This is a genomic window from Pediococcus sp. EKM201D, assembly GCF_011800215.1.
Lineage (GTDB): Bacteria > Bacillota > Bacilli > Lactobacillales > Lactobacillaceae > Pediococcus > Pediococcus pentosaceus.
On the sequence record NZ_JAALFK010000005.1, the window covers coordinates 47,368 to 63,149 of the forward strand.

The 15,782-nt window shown below is 36.0% G+C and carries 11 protein-coding genes and 1 pseudogene; 1 reads left to right on the forward strand and 11 read right to left on the reverse strand.

Features of this window, described 5'->3' with window-relative positions; translation table 11 throughout:
* Positions 1-50: 50 nt before the first annotated feature.
* The 10 genes and pseudogenes from HFC68_RS07715 to HFC68_RS07760 form a co-directional block, all read right to left on the reverse strand.
* Positions 51-854: pseudogene (locus HFC68_RS07715) on the reverse strand (MurR/RpiR family transcriptional regulator).
* 12 nt (positions 855-866) lie between these two features.
* The gene (aguA, locus tag HFC68_RS07720) at positions 867-1,958 is read right to left on the reverse strand and encodes an agmatine deiminase (RefSeq protein WP_011672914.1); all 1,092 of its coding nucleotides are present in this window, start codon (positions 1,956-1,958) and stop codon (positions 867-869) included.
* A 29-nt stretch (positions 1,959-1,987) separates the two neighbouring features.
* Positions 1,988-2,932 carry a carbamate kinase gene (arcC, locus tag HFC68_RS07725; RefSeq protein ID WP_011672913.1) on the reverse strand — a complete coding sequence of 315 codons (945 nt, stop codon included), beginning with the start codon at positions 2,930-2,932 and terminating at the stop codon, positions 1,988-1,990.
* 78 nt (positions 2,933-3,010) lie between these two features.
* The gene (gene aguA / locus HFC68_RS07730) at positions 3,011-4,105 is read right to left on the reverse strand and encodes an agmatine deiminase (RefSeq protein WP_011672912.1); all 1,095 of its coding nucleotides are present in this window, start codon (positions 4,103-4,105) and stop codon (positions 3,011-3,013) included.
* Positions 4,102-5,487: an APC family permease gene (locus HFC68_RS07735; RefSeq protein ID WP_011672911.1), complete on the reverse strand. Its 1,386-nt coding sequence runs from the start codon at positions 5,485-5,487 to the stop codon at positions 4,102-4,104. The genes aguA (HFC68_RS07730) and HFC68_RS07735 overlap by 4 nt, the downstream gene beginning before the upstream one ends.
* 44 nt (positions 5,488-5,531) lie before the next feature.
* A complete protein-coding gene (gene ptcA, locus HFC68_RS07740) occupies positions 5,532-6,566 on the reverse strand; it encodes a putrescine carbamoyltransferase (protein ID WP_167399763.1) in 1,035 nt (344 codons plus the stop codon).
* 197 nt (positions 6,567-6,763) lie between these two features.
* A complete protein-coding gene (xylB, locus tag HFC68_RS07745) occupies positions 6,764-8,269 on the reverse strand; it encodes a xylulokinase (protein ID WP_011672909.1) in 1,506 nt (501 codons plus the stop codon).
* A 49-nt stretch (positions 8,270-8,318) separates the two neighbouring features.
* Positions 8,319-9,662, reverse strand: coding sequence for a xylose isomerase (xylA, locus tag HFC68_RS07750; RefSeq protein WP_002834438.1), 1,344 nt, complete (start codon positions 9,660-9,662; stop codon positions 8,319-8,321).
* Positions 9,663-9,676: 14 nt separating this feature from the next.
* Positions 9,677-10,828: an ROK family protein gene (locus tag HFC68_RS07755; protein WP_011672908.1), complete on the reverse strand. Its 1,152-nt coding sequence runs from the start codon at positions 10,826-10,828 to the stop codon at positions 9,677-9,679.
* Positions 10,829-10,851: 23 nt separating this feature from the next.
* Entirely contained in the window at positions 10,852-12,237 is a 1,386-nt protein-coding gene (locus tag HFC68_RS07760; RefSeq protein WP_011672907.1) for an MFS transporter, read from the reverse strand.
* Positions 12,238-12,462: 225 nt separating this feature from the next.
* On the opposite strand from HFC68_RS07760, the gene yicI reads away from it, so the two are divergent.
* A complete protein-coding gene (yicI, locus tag HFC68_RS07765) occupies positions 12,463-14,745 on the forward strand; it encodes an alpha-xylosidase (protein WP_011672906.1) in 2,283 nt (760 codons plus the stop codon).
* A 101-nt stretch (positions 14,746-14,846) separates the two neighbouring features.
* Here yicI and HFC68_RS07770 read toward each other — a convergent pair whose 3' ends face one another.
* A complete protein-coding gene (locus HFC68_RS07770) occupies positions 14,847-15,704 on the reverse strand; it encodes an ROK family protein (RefSeq protein ID WP_002834331.1) in 858 nt (285 codons plus the stop codon).
* Positions 15,705-15,782: the final 78 nt, after the last annotated feature.

Genomic DNA, 15,782 nt, shown 5'->3' on the forward strand with positions numbered 1-15,782 from the left:
AGTAAAAAACTTCTGGTAACAAAATACGATATTAAAAATAAACTCTAGTTCTATCTTTTTATAAAATTAAAATCTCTACCACCGTAATCTTCAATATACTGATACAATACCAATTCCATCAGAGAAATTGTAGAGACCCGTGAACTTATTTCTGTATTATTAACCTTAATACTATCTGAGAAAATGTATAAATTAATGTCACTTAAATTTTGAATAGTATTATTATCAGGTTCGGTTATTGAAATTAGAAACGGTTTTTCTTCAAGGTTCCCCTAGTTCTTAATCATTTCAACAAATTCTAAATTTTTCCCATTATACGTTAGAATAAAAACCAAATCATTCGGTTTAACCTGTTTACTAGCAATCTGTCTAAAATCATAATCTCTTGGGTACTTAACATTGAATCCAGCCATCGTATAAATATAGTAGACATACTCCGCAGCATACTTACTAACTCCCTTTGAAAATAAATAAATCGTAGGATGATCTGAAAGCTTTTTAGTTATTTCATGTAGTTTCTTTATTGGGATAACCCGCACAGACTCTATAATATTTTTTAAATACTCTTCACGATAATCAGTTTGTGAAACTTCAAAAGGTGTGGGTTCGGTCTTTTTAGTATTCTCATTTAATACTGTATATTTAATAACCGTTGTAAATTCACTGAATCCGGCAAAACCTATCTTCTTCACGAATCTTAGAAAGGTCGCTGTCGATACATACGTTTCTCCTGCCACTTCACGGATACTTTGATTTTTAATTTTATTCATATTTGATACAACATAATCAAATAAAACCTGTTCATTTTTAGTTAACATTTTAAGATGGGGCTCTACAATATCGAAGAAATTCATAAACTACCTCCATCAACGTCCTGGCATAGTAAGTACAATCGTATGCAATCCCCCGCCACCAGTTAAAATTTCATTGGCTGCAAAACCAATTACTTTGCGGTCTGGATAATAGCTTGCCAACTGTTTTTGAGCAATCTTGTCGTTGAAATCTCCGAATTCCGGAACAATAATTACTTTATTTAAAGTAATGTAATTAACATAAGTTGCCGTCAAGCGTTGTCCTTCAACTCGAGGTAACATTCCGTTTATTGGATCAACACCATATGCTTGATCCTTAGAAAGTTCAACTTTATTTTGAGGTAAATCTAACTTATGGATAATTAACTTTCTACCCTTAGCATCAGTTACACTTGATAAAATTTCTAAAGCATTCTTACTAATTTGATATTGCGGATCTGACTGATCTTCTGTCCAAGATAAAACTATTTCACCCGGTTTGACAAAATTTAAAATATTGTCAATATCCCCTCCTGCTTCATCCATAAAAAATCCTTCGGGTAGCCAAATCACCTTTTCAATCCCTAAAAACTCTTTGAATTTTTCTTCTGCAATTTGCTTGTTAATTCCTTTATTTCTTCCCTCCGAAAGTACTACCTCTTCAGTAGTAATCAGTGTACCCTCTCCGTCTGTTAAAATAGAGCATCCTTCCAAGGTAAAATCATCTTGGTAAAAATCTTGGTGATACAAATCAGCAAGTTTAGAGGCAACTTCATTATCTTTATCCCAAGGGAAATACAACCCATCTAATAGACCACCCCAAGCATTAAAATTAAACTTCATACATCTAATTTCACCCTGCTTATTTTTTAAGTACAGCGGACCCGTATCTCTAATAAATGCATCATTTGAACTCATTTCAAGGACACGAATGTTGCTTGGTAAACTAGCCCTGGCGTTCTTATACTGACTCTCATTGACTAACATGGTCATCGGTTGGTATTTAGCTAAGAGGGTTATTAATTTAACAAATTCCTTTTGTACAGTTTTCCCACCATTACGCCAATTATCCGGTCTTTGTGGCCATATCATGAACCCCTCGTTCTGGAATTCAAATTCTGCGGGTAATCGAAAACCATCTTTTCTAGGAGTTGACATTAGTTTCATTCTCCTAAATCCCCCTTAATTTTGGATAATTATTTTACAATAATTGTACCTGATCCATCCTCTAAAAATTTACCAACATTCTGTAACGAGGTAATTATAGCGCTCCCATTTTTAGTGTTCTGGACAAAGTCAATTGCTGCTTCAACTTTTGGTAACATACTTCCTTTGGCAAATTGTCCAACTTTAATGTATGTTTTCAATTCTGCGATATTAATTTTCTCTAACTTCTTTTGATTGGGTTTATTAAAGTTTATATACACGTTATCAACAGCAGTTAAAATAACCAACATATCTGCATTAACCTTTTCAGCTAATTTTTCTGACGCAAAATCTTTATCAATAACCGCTTCTTTTCCCACTAAACTATTAGTTGTTTTTATAACAGGAACGCCGCCACCACCAACTGATATTGGAATTATTTTATTTTTAACCATGATTTCTACAACATCTGATTCTACCACATCAATTGGTTTCGGAGAGGGCACTACTCTTCTAAAGCCTCTTCCAGCATCCTCTACAAACTCATATTCAGGATGCTCTAATTTTTGCTGTTGCATACCTTTTTCATCATAAAACGGTCCAATTGGTTTAGTAGGATTTTTAAAAGCTTCATCTGCTTCATCAACCACTACCTGAGTAACGACAGTTGCAACAGGCTTATCGATTCCAGCTTTTTTTAATTCTGTTCCCATCGCATTTTGTAACCAATATCCTATACTACCTTGAGTCATAGAAACATCTGTATCTAACGGCATTGCAGGATTGTCTTTAGTACTTCCTGCTGTTTGTTGTAAAAGTAAATTCCCTACTTGAGGACCATTTCCGTGCGAAATAATTAATTCATTACCTTTTTTTACAAATTCAACCAAATATTTTGATGTATCACGTAAAGCTGCCTGTTGAGCTTCAGCAGAAGCGTCTTTTGATAAGATAGCATTACCACCTAAAGCTACAACCACTCTTTTTTTATCCATAATCTATACCTCCAGTTCAATTTTTGAGAACAAAAAAACTGGAAGGTCTGCTTCCAGCCTTTATTATTGTATTGTTAGTTATTTCTTTGGAACTTGTTGCGTAATGCAGTGAATATTTCCTCCACCTAATAAAATTTCACGAGCTGGGACTCCAATAACTTCACGATCTGGATAGAGCTCTTTAAGTGTTGCTTTCGCTTTTTCATCCATTGGATCGTTGAATAGTGGAAATACAATTCCGCCATTAGCAGTGTAGTAATTAATATAACTAGCTGCTAGTCTCTCACCTTCAGTTCGTGGCAAGGTACCATCTACTGCGTCCACACCTTCACTTTCTGCCTTAGTAATCAGTACTGGTTTAGGCACGTACATTTTAACGACTTTTAATTTACGGCCTTTTGCATCTGTTGCATTCTCTAAAATTTCCAGATTTTCTTTTGAAATTTTATATTGAGGATCATTTTCATCGTCTGTCCAAGCTAATGCTACAACGCCCGGTTTTACAAAGTTAGCAATATTATCTACATGTCCATTAGTTTCATCTAAGTAAATTCCTTTCTTAAGCCAGATAATCTTTTCGAGGTTTAGGTGTTCTTTTAAAACTTCCTCTATTTGTTCTCTAGATAATTGAGGATTACGTCCTTCTGATAATAAGCATTCTTCCGTAGTAATCAATGTACCTTCGCCATCAACATGAATCGAGCCTCCTTCGAGCACAAAATCATCTAGACGATAACGATCTGTCCCTTCTAATTCAGCCATTTTTTGTGCTACACGATCATCCTTGTCCCAAGGGAAATATAGTCCATCGACTAATCCACCCCATGCATTAAATGTCCAATCGACTGCTCTAAGATCTCCTTGGTCATTTTTGACAAAGGTAGCTCCACAGTCTCGAATCCATGAATCATCATTAGAAATTTCAATAACTTCTACATCATCAGATAACATGTTTCGCGCATTAGCATATTGATCATCATTGACTCCAACCGTAACATGTTCAAATTTTGAAATTGCTTCAGCAACTTTAGCAAACGTTTGTTGTGCAGGCTTACCACCATTACGCCAGTTATCTGGTCTCTGTGGCCAAAGCATATACGCTCCTGAATGTTCTTCAAATTCACCCGGCATCCTATATCCATCTTTTTTAGGGGTACTGTCTAATGTTTTCATTTTATATTCTCCTTTTGTTTTAAACTCTTCTCACGATGTTCAGCAACTCGTACAAAAATTTCGCCAACTGCTAATGTAATAACTACACCAATCAGAATTGGTATTTTAGTTCCCATTTCTGATTTACCTGTATTAAGTGGAACAATTGTAAAAATTATTGTAATAAATAGCAATATCTCTGGAACCCACGTCATTAACTGTATCATTACTTTTCCACCAGGCACTTTAAAAGGTCGTTCTTGATTAGGGTCAGTTTTTCTTAATTTAAGAAAAGCTGGGAACATCATTGTATATGACAATAATAGAGCAACTACGTTCAAAGAGAAAAATGCCCAGAAAATATCTTGATTAGGAATAAATGGAGCAGATACTACTAAAATAGTAGCAACAATACCATTTATATATCCTGTACCAATCGGCATGTTATTTTTATCTTCTTTTCCAAAGATATTTGGTAAAACATGGTCTTTAGCAGCGTAGTCTGCTACATAATTAACTCCTAACGCCCAAGAAACCATTTCTGAAACCAAGATGTACAAGAATAAAATTCCGATAATCACTACAAACCAATTCATATTACCAATCATTAATATGAAACTATCTAACAACCCACTTGAAGCTGAAAGCTTATCAGTTGGCACTGCAGCACTCATACCAAATGCAGAAAGCAGGTAGAAGAATGCAATTAAAATGCCGCCGTAAATAATGGCCTTTGGTATTTGCTTTTTAGGGTCATCCATATCATCAGCCATCGTCGCAACCACTTCAAATCCTAAGAAGTTAAAAATAATAATCGACAAATTACTTAAGCTACTAATATTCATTTGTGGTAAAAAGTTGTGTGGTGAAAGATCATTAGCAACACCTCTAGTCATTGCTACATAGATACCCAAAATGGCTAAAGATAAAATTGTAAAAATTTTAGCGAATGCTGCCAGATTCATAATCCATTTACTTTCAGAAGCAGGCTTATTTCCAACAATCACTACAAACCAAACAAATACTAATTGGATAATGATTGATGTTAATGTATTAAATTTTAATTTTAAAATTGTACCAGCTACTTGAGCAAATAACACCGCTAAGCTTGCCATCCAAATTGGATAATTAATCCAATATAACCAAGCTAGTCTTCCACCCCATCTAGGACCAAAAGCTTTTTTTACCCAATCATACAAGCCACCGTCTCCAGCATATGTTGTTCCTAGCTCTGAGGAAATTAATCCATATGGTAGGAAAAACATGACAAGTAGGAAGATCCACCAAAAGAATTGCGAAGTTCCAATCGCTGCGGCCGGAGCTGCTGACTCAACGACTAAAATAACAACTACAGACATTAAAACTGCATCAAATAATCTAAACTTCTTTTTCCCGTTTTCCATAATCTTTATCTCCAATCTGCATCGTTTAAAACGATGTAACGGGTCTAGTTATTACGTGAATCTACTGCATTTTTTAACATCAATTCAAATTCTGCATCATATTTTTCTGCGACCGCTTTTGAAGCATAATTTAGTGATGGGTTAAGTAAATATACGAAGATTGCCCGCATTGCAGTCTTTCTATTTTCTGCTTCATCCCAAACAATCGAGTAATCTGAGTCTAGTACTTCATCCGTTACTTCTTCGCCACGTGTAGCTGGAAGACAGTGCATAAATTTAACATGATCTGAAGCTTTAGCCATTAATTCAGCATTAACTTGATATTTAGGATAGAAAATGTTCATGCGTTCTTCTTTTGGCATTTCGTCATCGTAGAGACCATACCATACATCTGCATAGACAAAATCAGCATCTTTCATTGCTTCATCAGCATCTTCAGTAATTGTTACGCTACCACCATATTTCTTCGCATTTTCTTTCCCAATTTCAACTACATCATCTTTCATTTGGAACCCTTTTGGTCCGAATTGAACAAAGTCCATTCCCATTTTAGTTGTCATAAACATCGTTGAAACACACACTTGGGTTGCATCACCGACAAAAACAATTTTACAATCGCTTAGTTTTTTACCTGCTGGTAAATGTTCAACCATTGTTGTAATATCACCTAATTCTTGAGTTGGATGATTATAATCACTCATAAAGTTAACTACCGGAACCTTAGCATATTTACCAACTTCAGCTACTGTCTTATGACGATCAACACGTGCTCCGATGATATCTAAAATCCGTCCGAGAACTTGTGACGTATCTTCAATTGTTTCATGCCCACCTAATTGAATTTGTCCTGGTGCTAAGTATTGGGCATGTCCACCTAATTCTGTCATTGCAGCTTCAGCAGAAGTTCTAGTTCTAGTTGAGCTTTGTTCAAAAATCATGCCAAGTGTCTTATTTTTTAGAAGTGGTGGATAGTAACCATTCTTAATTGATTCTTTTATCTTAAGACCAAGATTAATCATGTATGTGATTTCCTCTTGTGTATATGTATTAGTGTCAATAAAATCTCTTTTTGTATTCATAACTGGTACTCCCTTTCGTTTTGCTTTATTTTGTTTACATGCTTATCATAAATTGATTGCAAATATAAATAAAGCGTTTCCAAAGGCCTTGCAACGGGGTTCTAACCTATGTAACACGTGTCATTTCATGAAACATGTTTCATTTCACATAAAAAAGCCTTCTCCACTAATTTGGAGAAAGCCTCTATAAATAATCTCTAGAGATTATTTCGTCTATATTCCATTAATTTATGACTGATTTCTGCGGTTTGTCCATACACTTGTTTATACAATTGATACATCTTTTCATACTTTTCGACATTACCACTACCAGGCACATATTCTTGATCATATGACACAAACTTTTGGGCACAATCGCTCAATGAATCGAACCAACCGACTCCTACAGCGGCAATCATTGCCGCTCCCAAGCCGGGGCCTTGTTCGTTTTTCAACGTAACTACTTTCTTATTGAAAACATCGGCTTGAATTTGGAGCCATAGTGGACTCTTAGCGCCTCCTCCGATTGATACTACCGTATCAAAATTACTACCTTTTTCGGCAAAGATTCGCATAATATCTTTGAACGAGAAGACAATTCCCTCTAATACAGCCCGAGTAAAGTCTGCCTTATTATGGGTTCCATCAATTCCAATGAAACTACCGCGCGCGTCACCATCAGGGTATGGAGTCCGTTCGCCAACAATATATGGCGTAAATAACAAACCATTAGCACCAACGGTGGAATCGCCTGCGGCGTTTACAAATTCTGTGAAATCTTGATCGGCACTAAAAGTCTTCTTAAACCAACTCAAACTGTAGCCCGCCGCTAAGGTCACTCCCATCGTATAAAATTTATTTGGAATAGCGTGGTTAAAGAAATGTAATGCTCCCTTATAATCGACATCGGCATTATCTTCATACTTCAATACTACTCCGGAAGTTCCAATTGAAGATAGGACTTGATTAGAACTTAAGATTCCGGCTCCAATCGCTCCTGCCGCATTATCAGCGGCTCCGCCGTAGATCTTAGTCGTCGTCTTCAATCCGGAGAACTTCGCATACGTATCTCCAATCGTACCAGCGAATCCAATGGATTCAATTAATGGCGGGAAGATTGTTTGAGACAAGTCGAAGGCGTCCGCAATCTTCGTACTCCAAGTTTTGTTTTCTTCATCTAACATTACGGTTCCTGCCGCGTCCGAATATTCCATCGCGATTTTCCCGGTCATCCGATATCTTAGATAATCCTTGGGCAATAAGAATACTGATACATTATTAAAGAGTTCTGGTTCATTTTCTTTTACCCATAAAAGTTTAGGCAAAGTAAATCCTTCTAGTGGAACATTACGAGTGATATCAATAAAATCTTGTCCCATTGTATCTAGAATTTCTTTGCATTGTTCCGTTGTTCGGGTATCATTCCACAAAATAGCTGGGCGTAAAACTTGATTATGATCATCTAATAGAACCAGTCCATGCATTTGTCCAGAATAGCTAATCCCAGTAATTTCATCCGGTTTGATACCATCCACTTTAATCAACCGGTCGATAGCCGCAGTTGTTCCGGTTACCCAATCCTCCGGATTTTGTTCACTATAACCTGGTTCGGGCTGATTCAAACTGTAAGCTTCACTTTGTTGGGCAACAATTTTCCCTTCACGATCGACAGCCGATACCTTAACCGCACTTGTTCCCAAATCCACTCCTAATACAACTTCCATGTCATTCACCTCTTCAAAATAAAAAGGTGGCAATTCGCCACCTTTTCGCTTATTTGCCTAATACGGTAAAAATATAATTATTTAATGTTGATTTCAATTGTTCTAAGTGACCAGATTTTGTTGCGGCAATCAATTCTGATTGAGGCTTATCGATCACATAATCTTCAAGTTCTTTGAAGGTTACCTTATCATTTTCAAAGTCAGCACCGATACCAGATTTGAATGAGCTGTAGCGATCTTCAATTACTGAATCAAATACACGATCTTCAAGTAATTTAGCAGCTACTCTCAATCCAGCAGCATAAGTGTCCATACCTGCAGTATGAGCTAAGAAGAGGTCTTCCATAGTGAATGATTGACGTCTTGGTTTAGCATCAAAGTTTAAACCACCTGTAGCTAGGCCACCATTCTTAAGCATCTCATACATAACAAGGGTTGCTTCATAAATATCATTAGGGAATTCATCAATATCCCAACCAATCAACTTGTCACCCATGTTGGCATCAAGTGAACCAAGTAAGCCAGCGTCACGAGCGACGCGAACTTCATGTTCGTAAGTGTGGCCTGCAAGATAAGCATGGTTACCTTCAAGATTTAACTTAAAGTCTTTTTCTAGACCGTAGGTCTTAAGGAAGGCAATTGTTGTTGCCGCATCAGTATCATACTGATGTGATGTTGGTTCCTTTGGTTTTGGTTCAAGCAAGAATTGTCCTGTGTAACCAATTTCGTTAGCATAATCCTTAGCCATGTGGAAAAATTTAGCAATGTGTTCTTGTTCAAGTTTCATATCAGTATTGAGTAATGATTCGTAACCTTCACGACCACCCCAGAAAACATAGTTCATGGAATTTACCCGTTTAGCAATTTCCAAAGAATGTTTGATTTGAGCAGCTGAGTAAGCAACGATATCAGCAAAAGGTGCTGTAGCACCACCCGCAACGAAACGAGGGTTAGTAAAGAGGCTTGATGTGTTCCAAAGCACTTTCTTACCAGTTTCTTGCATCTTTTCAACAATTTTGTCGACTACTTTGTCTAAATTAGCATTAGTTTCACGTAAAGTATTGCCTTCTGGAGCTAAATCACGATCATGGAATGCGAAATATTCAACGTTCATTTTGTCCAAAAATTCGAACATGTAATCTACTTTAGCTAAAGCTTGTTCCATCGGATCTTCGAATTTGTCCCATGGACGTTGAGCTGTACCATCTCCGAATGGGTCAACCAAGCGTTGATCCATGGTGTGCCAGTAAGCAACGGAGAATTTCAACCATTCGCTCATCTTCTTGCCTTGGATAAGTTCGTCTGGGTTGTAGTAGTGAAAACCATCTCCAGCCTTTAGACCTTTTTGGTTACCAATATATTCCATCTTGTTAAAATCGTAATATTCACTCATTATAAAAACCTCTTCTATTTTTTGTATTGTAATTTAAGTTTCGAAACACCTAAAATAGTTCGAATCATTTGGGCACAGCCGCCATAAAGACTTGCATTTTTAACGTTCTCACTTAAAACAATCGGTGTATTTCTAACCGAAACATGTGCAAAACCATTACTTATTCGTTCTAAAATTTCTGGAAATTCTTTGAAAATGTATGCATTAACAACTAACACGTCCGGATCAAATGACACAATTACGTTATTAATTATCTTTGCAACATTATTCTCAAACTCTTTTAAAATTTCTAACGTTTCTTGATCTTTATCATCAAACATTTGTCGAACTAGTTGCCAATTTATATATTCCAATTTTTTAGCATTTTTAATCCGCGCTAAAATTACTTGGGGAGAACAAACGTCTTCAATTTTGTTGCTTTTCTCAAGTGACTGATTTTCACTTTCAAAAGCAACCGTTTGACCAATCTCGCCTGCTTCACCTTTTCGTCCTCGATACAATTCGCCATCAATAATTATTCCTGCACCAATACCTTTATGCATACTAATGCTGACTGCATTCTGAATTTCATTTACGCTATAATCGCGCTCAAAAGTGGCTGTCAAATTAGCCTCATTTTCTAAAATTACTGGTATATCAAATTTTTTTGACAACGTATCAGCCAAATCAATTTGTTTCATATTCCAAAAAGGAGAATAAATAACTTGATTTTTATGAACGATTCCATGGATCGATACTAAAAGTCCTAGCAATCGTTCTTTATGCATTTCCTGAAATTCGACCAATATTTCATATATTTTTTCAATAGCTATATTTATATCGTCATTTCCAAAAATTGTATGTCTACTATCTAATTTTTGACCATTAATTGACATAGAAAGTACTGATAATTCTTGATATCCAAGATCGATGCAAACCACATATCCATATTTCGAATTAATCTGTACCAGCTCAGGTTTTCTACCGCCTTGCTGTGTGCTATCTCCAGATCCCGCTTCAACAACCAATCTACTTGAAATAAATTTATTGATTATTTGTGACACAGTCACTTTGTTTAGGCTAACATCCCTAGCTACCTGGCTTTTTGAAATCGGACCTTCGGTAAAAATTCTCTGTAAAACTGATTTTTCGTTTGCTGATCGCATCGTTTCTTTATGAATTACCATGTTGCTCTCCCTAATTACTTATATTATTCTTCTTCATTTTCTTTTTGATGTTTTGCTGCAAGATCTGCTTGCATCTTGTCTTCAACACCATCTACCTTGTAGAATAACAAAGCAATTGCTGATAGTCCAAAACCAATAATTGGAACCCAAATGTAATTTTGTTCAATAGCTCTTAAGGCTGTTGCTGTTTGTGTAGCATTAGCTACATAACCACCTGCACTCAAAATCATACCAGTTACTGCACCACCAATACCCATTCCAAGTTTAGCAGAGAAGCTAGAGAATGAAGTAACGATACCTTCAGCACGAACCCCATTCTTCCATTCACCATAATCCACTGAATCAGCTAACATAACAGCGATTAATCCTGAAACAAAACCTGTTCCTAGATATCCAACCAAGGTTGCAACAATAATGATTGCTACATTTAATTGACTTGCACCTATACTCAAAATTAATTGACCAACAATTGCTAAGAACATTCCCATTAACATGGTATTTCTCTTACCAATTTTTTTAGCTACCGCTGGTGTAATAACAACTGCCAACAATGCCACAATTTGTAAACCTAATACCAATGAAGCTAATCCGGCGTTATGCATGTTGTATTTGAAGAAATAAACAGTAACTTGACTCTTGGTTTGCATTCCAAGCCAGTAAATGAAATTGATAAAAATGATAATTGCCCAAGGCCAATTTTTCTTAAGCGCTTTCAAAGATTGTTTAACTGGAATGGATTTTCTTGAACTCTTAGTTTGAATACGTTCTCTTGTATTAGCAAAAGTTATTAACAATAAAATTGCAGAGATAATAGCCAAAATTAATACACTAATAAAGAAACCTTTTTGTTGATTGCCACCACCAAAAAAGTTAACCATTGGTAATGCTGCAACTGTAACAATGGTTGCGCCTGCTGTACCAAAGAATTGACGAATTGTACTTAGAGTTACACGTTCATCAGTATCATTTGTTAAACTAGGCAAAATTGAAGTAATTGGAATATTTACAGCTGAATACAAAACATCTACTCCAATATATGTGATGTATGCCCAAACAACCTTTCCACCCATGCTTAGATTAGGTGTTGTGAAACACAATACACAGAAAATTGCGAATGGGATAGCAAACCATAGGAAGAATGGACGACTCTTACCCCATCTTGTATGGGTATGATCAATTAATAATCCCCAAACTGGACCATCAATAGCATCCACAATACGAGCCACCAAGAATAACGTTCCTACTGCAGCTGCTGTAATCCCGAAAACATCTGTATAGAAGAACATTAAGTATGTTCCAATCATTTGGAATGACAAGTTACATGCAAAATCACTCACAGCATAACTAATGCGTTCTTTCCATGAAACTAAATTATGTGTATGTACTGGTTCTTTTTGTGGTATTTCCATAATATTAGCACCCTTTTCCTAATTTTTTATTATGATACAAAAGGTTTGTTAGTTCTATTTACAAACAACATTATACATACTTAGATATTTTTGTAAAGCGTTTTCAAAAAATAATAAAAGCGTTGACATTGAAAGTGTATTCGCTTACAATTTGTTTTTGAAAAGGTTTGTTAGTTTTGCTTATTAATTGATTTATCTATTAATTCAAGGAGGCTCATTAGTAATATGAAATTTACAAATGGTTATTGGTTAGATAAAGAAGGTTTCGAAGTAAATAATCCGAAACAAGTATATAGTTACGATATTCATGACGATAATGTACAAGTATTTGCTCCTTATAAGAAGATTAACGAACGTGGTGATACTTTAAATCTTGGTATGACTACTATTGACGTTACATCACCTATTAAAAATGTAATCGGTGTTAAATTAACTCACTTTGATCAACTTCAAAAAGGACCTAGTTTTGGTCTAAACGATCAACACGTTAGTTTAGAAACATCTACAGAAGACAACAAACTTAAGATCCAATCTGGTGACTTATCTGCTGTATTTCCTGTAGATGGTAGTGATTTTAAAATCGAATTTAAAGCTAATGGTAAAGTTATCACTAAATCTGAACCCAATGCTGAAGGTGAAATCACCGAAACTGCTACTAAGAAACATTACATGCGTGAACAACTATCAATCGGTATTGACGAATTAGTTTATGGACTTGGTGAACGTTTCACTTCATTCGTAAAGAATGGTCAAAGCGTTGATATTACTCAAAAAGATGGTGGAACTGGTAGCGAACAAGCTTACAAGAATATTCCATTCTACATCACTAACAAAGGCTACGGTGTATTTGTTAACCAACCTGAAACTGTTTCATTTGAAGTAGCTTCAGAAAATACTTCACGCGTTCAATTTAGTATCGAAGGTGAATCACTTGAATACTTTGTGATTTACGGCCCTACTCCAAAGAAAATTCTTGAAAACTACACATCATTAACTGGTAAACCAGCTCTTCCACCAGCATGGTCATTTGGTTTATGGCTTTCAACTTCCTTCACTACTGATTACAGTGAAGAAACTGTTATGAAATTTATTGATGGAATGAAAGAACGTAACATTCCACTTGATGTATTCCACTTTGACTGTTTCTGGATGAAGGGCTTTGAATGGACAAGTTTTGAATGGGACAAAGATTCTTTCCCAGATCCAAAGGGTCTAATTTCAAGAATTCACGATAAAGGTCTCAAAGTTTGTGTTTGGTTAAACTCATACATCAGTCAAAAATCGCGTTTATTCAAAATTGGTAAAGAAAAAGGTTACTTCATCAAACATAGCGATGGTAACGTTTGGCAATGGGATTTATGGCAAGCTGGTCAAGGCATCGTTGATTTTACTAACCCAGAAGCGACTGAGTGGTATAAAGATTACCTCCGCGAATTGATGGATATGGGTGTGGATGCATTCAAGACTGACTTTGGTGAACGAATTCCAGTTGAAGATGCTGTTTACTTTGATGGCTCCGATCCAAAACGCATGCACAACTACTACACTTACCTATACAACAAAGCGGTCTTCGATGTATTGTTGGAAAAGAAAGGCGAAGGCGAAGCTGCTGTATTTGCTCGTTCAGCTACAGTAGGTTCACAAAAATTCCCTGTTCACTGGGGTGGCGATAACTTATCACGTTATACTTCAATGGCTGATTCACTTCGCGGTGGATTATCATTCCTCCTTTCAGGATTTGGTTTCTGGAGTCACGATATTGGTGGTTTTGAAGATAACGCTTCAGCTGATATTTACAAGCGCTGGACTCAATTTGGTCTTCTTTCTTCTCACAGTCGTTACCACGGTAATATCGAATATCGTGTTCCGTGGAACTACGATGAAGAAGCTGTTGACGTAACACGTAAATTTGTTAAAAACAAGTTAACTCTAATGCCATATCTCTATGATGAAGCTGTCCGTACTCATGAAACTGGTGTGCCATTGATGCGTCCAATGTTCCTTGAATTTGGCGAAGATCAAAACAGTTATCATTTGGATACTCAATACATGCTCGGCTCTAACTTGTTAGTTGCTCCTATTTTCAACGAAGAAGGTACTATTAAGTACTATATTTCAGGTGGTAAATGGACTAACATCTTAACTAATAAAGTGTACGATATTAATAATAATGGTGAATGGATTACTGAAAAATACGACTATTTGAACCTACCATTGTTAGCTCGTGAAAATAGTATCTTACTAACTAACCCTGATGCTGAACACGCTGATTACGATTATGCAGCTGCTCCTGAACTTCACTTATATCAAATGACCGAAGGAACTCATTCACAACGTGTTGTTGATAATAAGGGAAATGTACTTGGAGAAATTACCGTTGATGTTAACGGAGGTAATTTAACCGTTGATACTACAGTTCTTTCAGCTCAACCAAAACTTTTTGTTCATGTAGGAACAGAAGTTAAAGAATTCGATTTGAAAGACAGTAAAGAAACTGTTAGCTTATAATATTTAAAAACAAAAAACGTCCTTGATGTATTTCTCTACATCAAGGACGTTTTTTGTAATTAGATTTCGCTATAGTAGCTTAGGTAATAAGGCCAATATTATCAATTATAAAAATTATATGCCGCACCAACTAAATTAGCATCATTATGTAACTCTGCAGCCTTTACTTGAGGAGTAATTGGAATATCGCGAAGATTTATCATAAGGTTTTGAAGAGTTTGATTCAATCCTTTAATAAAATTAGTATTAGCAGAAACTCCACCACCAATAATGATTGCCTCTGGATCTATTCCGAACTGAATATTATAAATGACATGCGCAAGATTATCGTACATCTTTTGTACCTCTTTCATGGCATTTTTGTCACCCTTATAAGCAAGTTCTAAAACTTCTCGCCCGGATAAATTATTATCATATTTGTCATTATAATTTTGACCGAGATGCACAGCCGTTCCAACTTTACTAAGCTGTTGATTTTCTAACGCTAACATCATACCAAATTCACCACCGTAAAGATGGCTTCCGTGAACGATTTGACGATTTATTACAACCGCACCACCTACGCCAGTACCAATAACTACAAATAGTACGTTATTCATGTCTTTAGCTGTACCAATTGATACTTCAGCTAAAGCCGCACAGTTAGCATCATTTTCCATTGTTATTTTAGTTTCTAATCGTGCCTCTAGTTCTTTTTGGATTGGAAAGTTATGAATATATGGAATGGCGCTAATGCCACCAATCACCCCCGTGCGCTGGTCTACTGCACCTGGGATACTCATTCCAATTCCATCGACATCTTTAAAGCTATCTTTAATTTGTTGAAGAACTTGATAAAAATCTTCAATATTATCAGGTGTTGCAATACTTCCTTTGTCACTTAATTGCTTGGTATTTTCATCCCACAGGCCATATTTTATTGATGTTCCACCTACATCGATTGATACTAATTTCTGCATGATTTGTCCTCCAAATTATTCTTCTCTGCTAATTAACACCAATATAACCGCATATTAGCACTCTTTCAAGCGTAAATT

Coding starts and splice junctions, on each gene's coding strand:
- aguA (WP_011672914.1), bottom strand. CDS start 1,958: ATGAAACTAATGTCAACTCCTAGAAAAGATGGTTTTCGATTACCCGCA.
- arcC (WP_011672913.1), bottom strand. CDS start 2,932: ATGGATAAAAAAAGAGTGGTTGTAGCTTTAGGTGGTAATGCTATCTTA.
- aguA (WP_011672912.1), bottom strand. CDS start 4,105: ATGAAAACATTAGACAGTACCCCTAAAAAAGATGGATATAGGATGCCG.
- HFC68_RS07735 (WP_011672911.1), bottom strand. CDS start 5,487: ATGGAAAACGGGAAAAAGAAGTTTAGATTATTTGATGCAGTTTTAATG.
- ptcA (WP_167399763.1), bottom strand. CDS start 6,566: ATGAATACAAAAAGAGATTTTATTGACACTAATACATATACACAAGAG.
- xylB (WP_011672909.1), bottom strand. CDS start 8,269: ATGGAAGTTGTATTAGGAGTGGATTTGGGAACAAGTGCGGTTAAGGTA.
- xylA (WP_002834438.1), bottom strand. CDS start 9,662: ATGAGTGAATATTACGATTTTAACAAGATGGAATATATTGGTAACCAA.
- HFC68_RS07755 (WP_011672908.1), bottom strand. CDS start 10,828: ATGGTAATTCATAAAGAAACGATGCGATCAGCAAACGAAAAATCAGTT.
- HFC68_RS07760 (WP_011672907.1), bottom strand. CDS start 12,237: ATGGAAATACCACAAAAAGAACCAGTACATACACATAATTTAGTTTCA.
- yicI (WP_011672906.1), top strand. CDS start 12,463: ATGAAATTTACAAATGGTTATTGGTTAGATAAAGAAGGTTTCGAAGTA.
- HFC68_RS07770 (WP_002834331.1), bottom strand. CDS start 15,704: ATGCAGAAATTAGTATCAATCGATGTAGGTGGAACATCAATAAAATAT.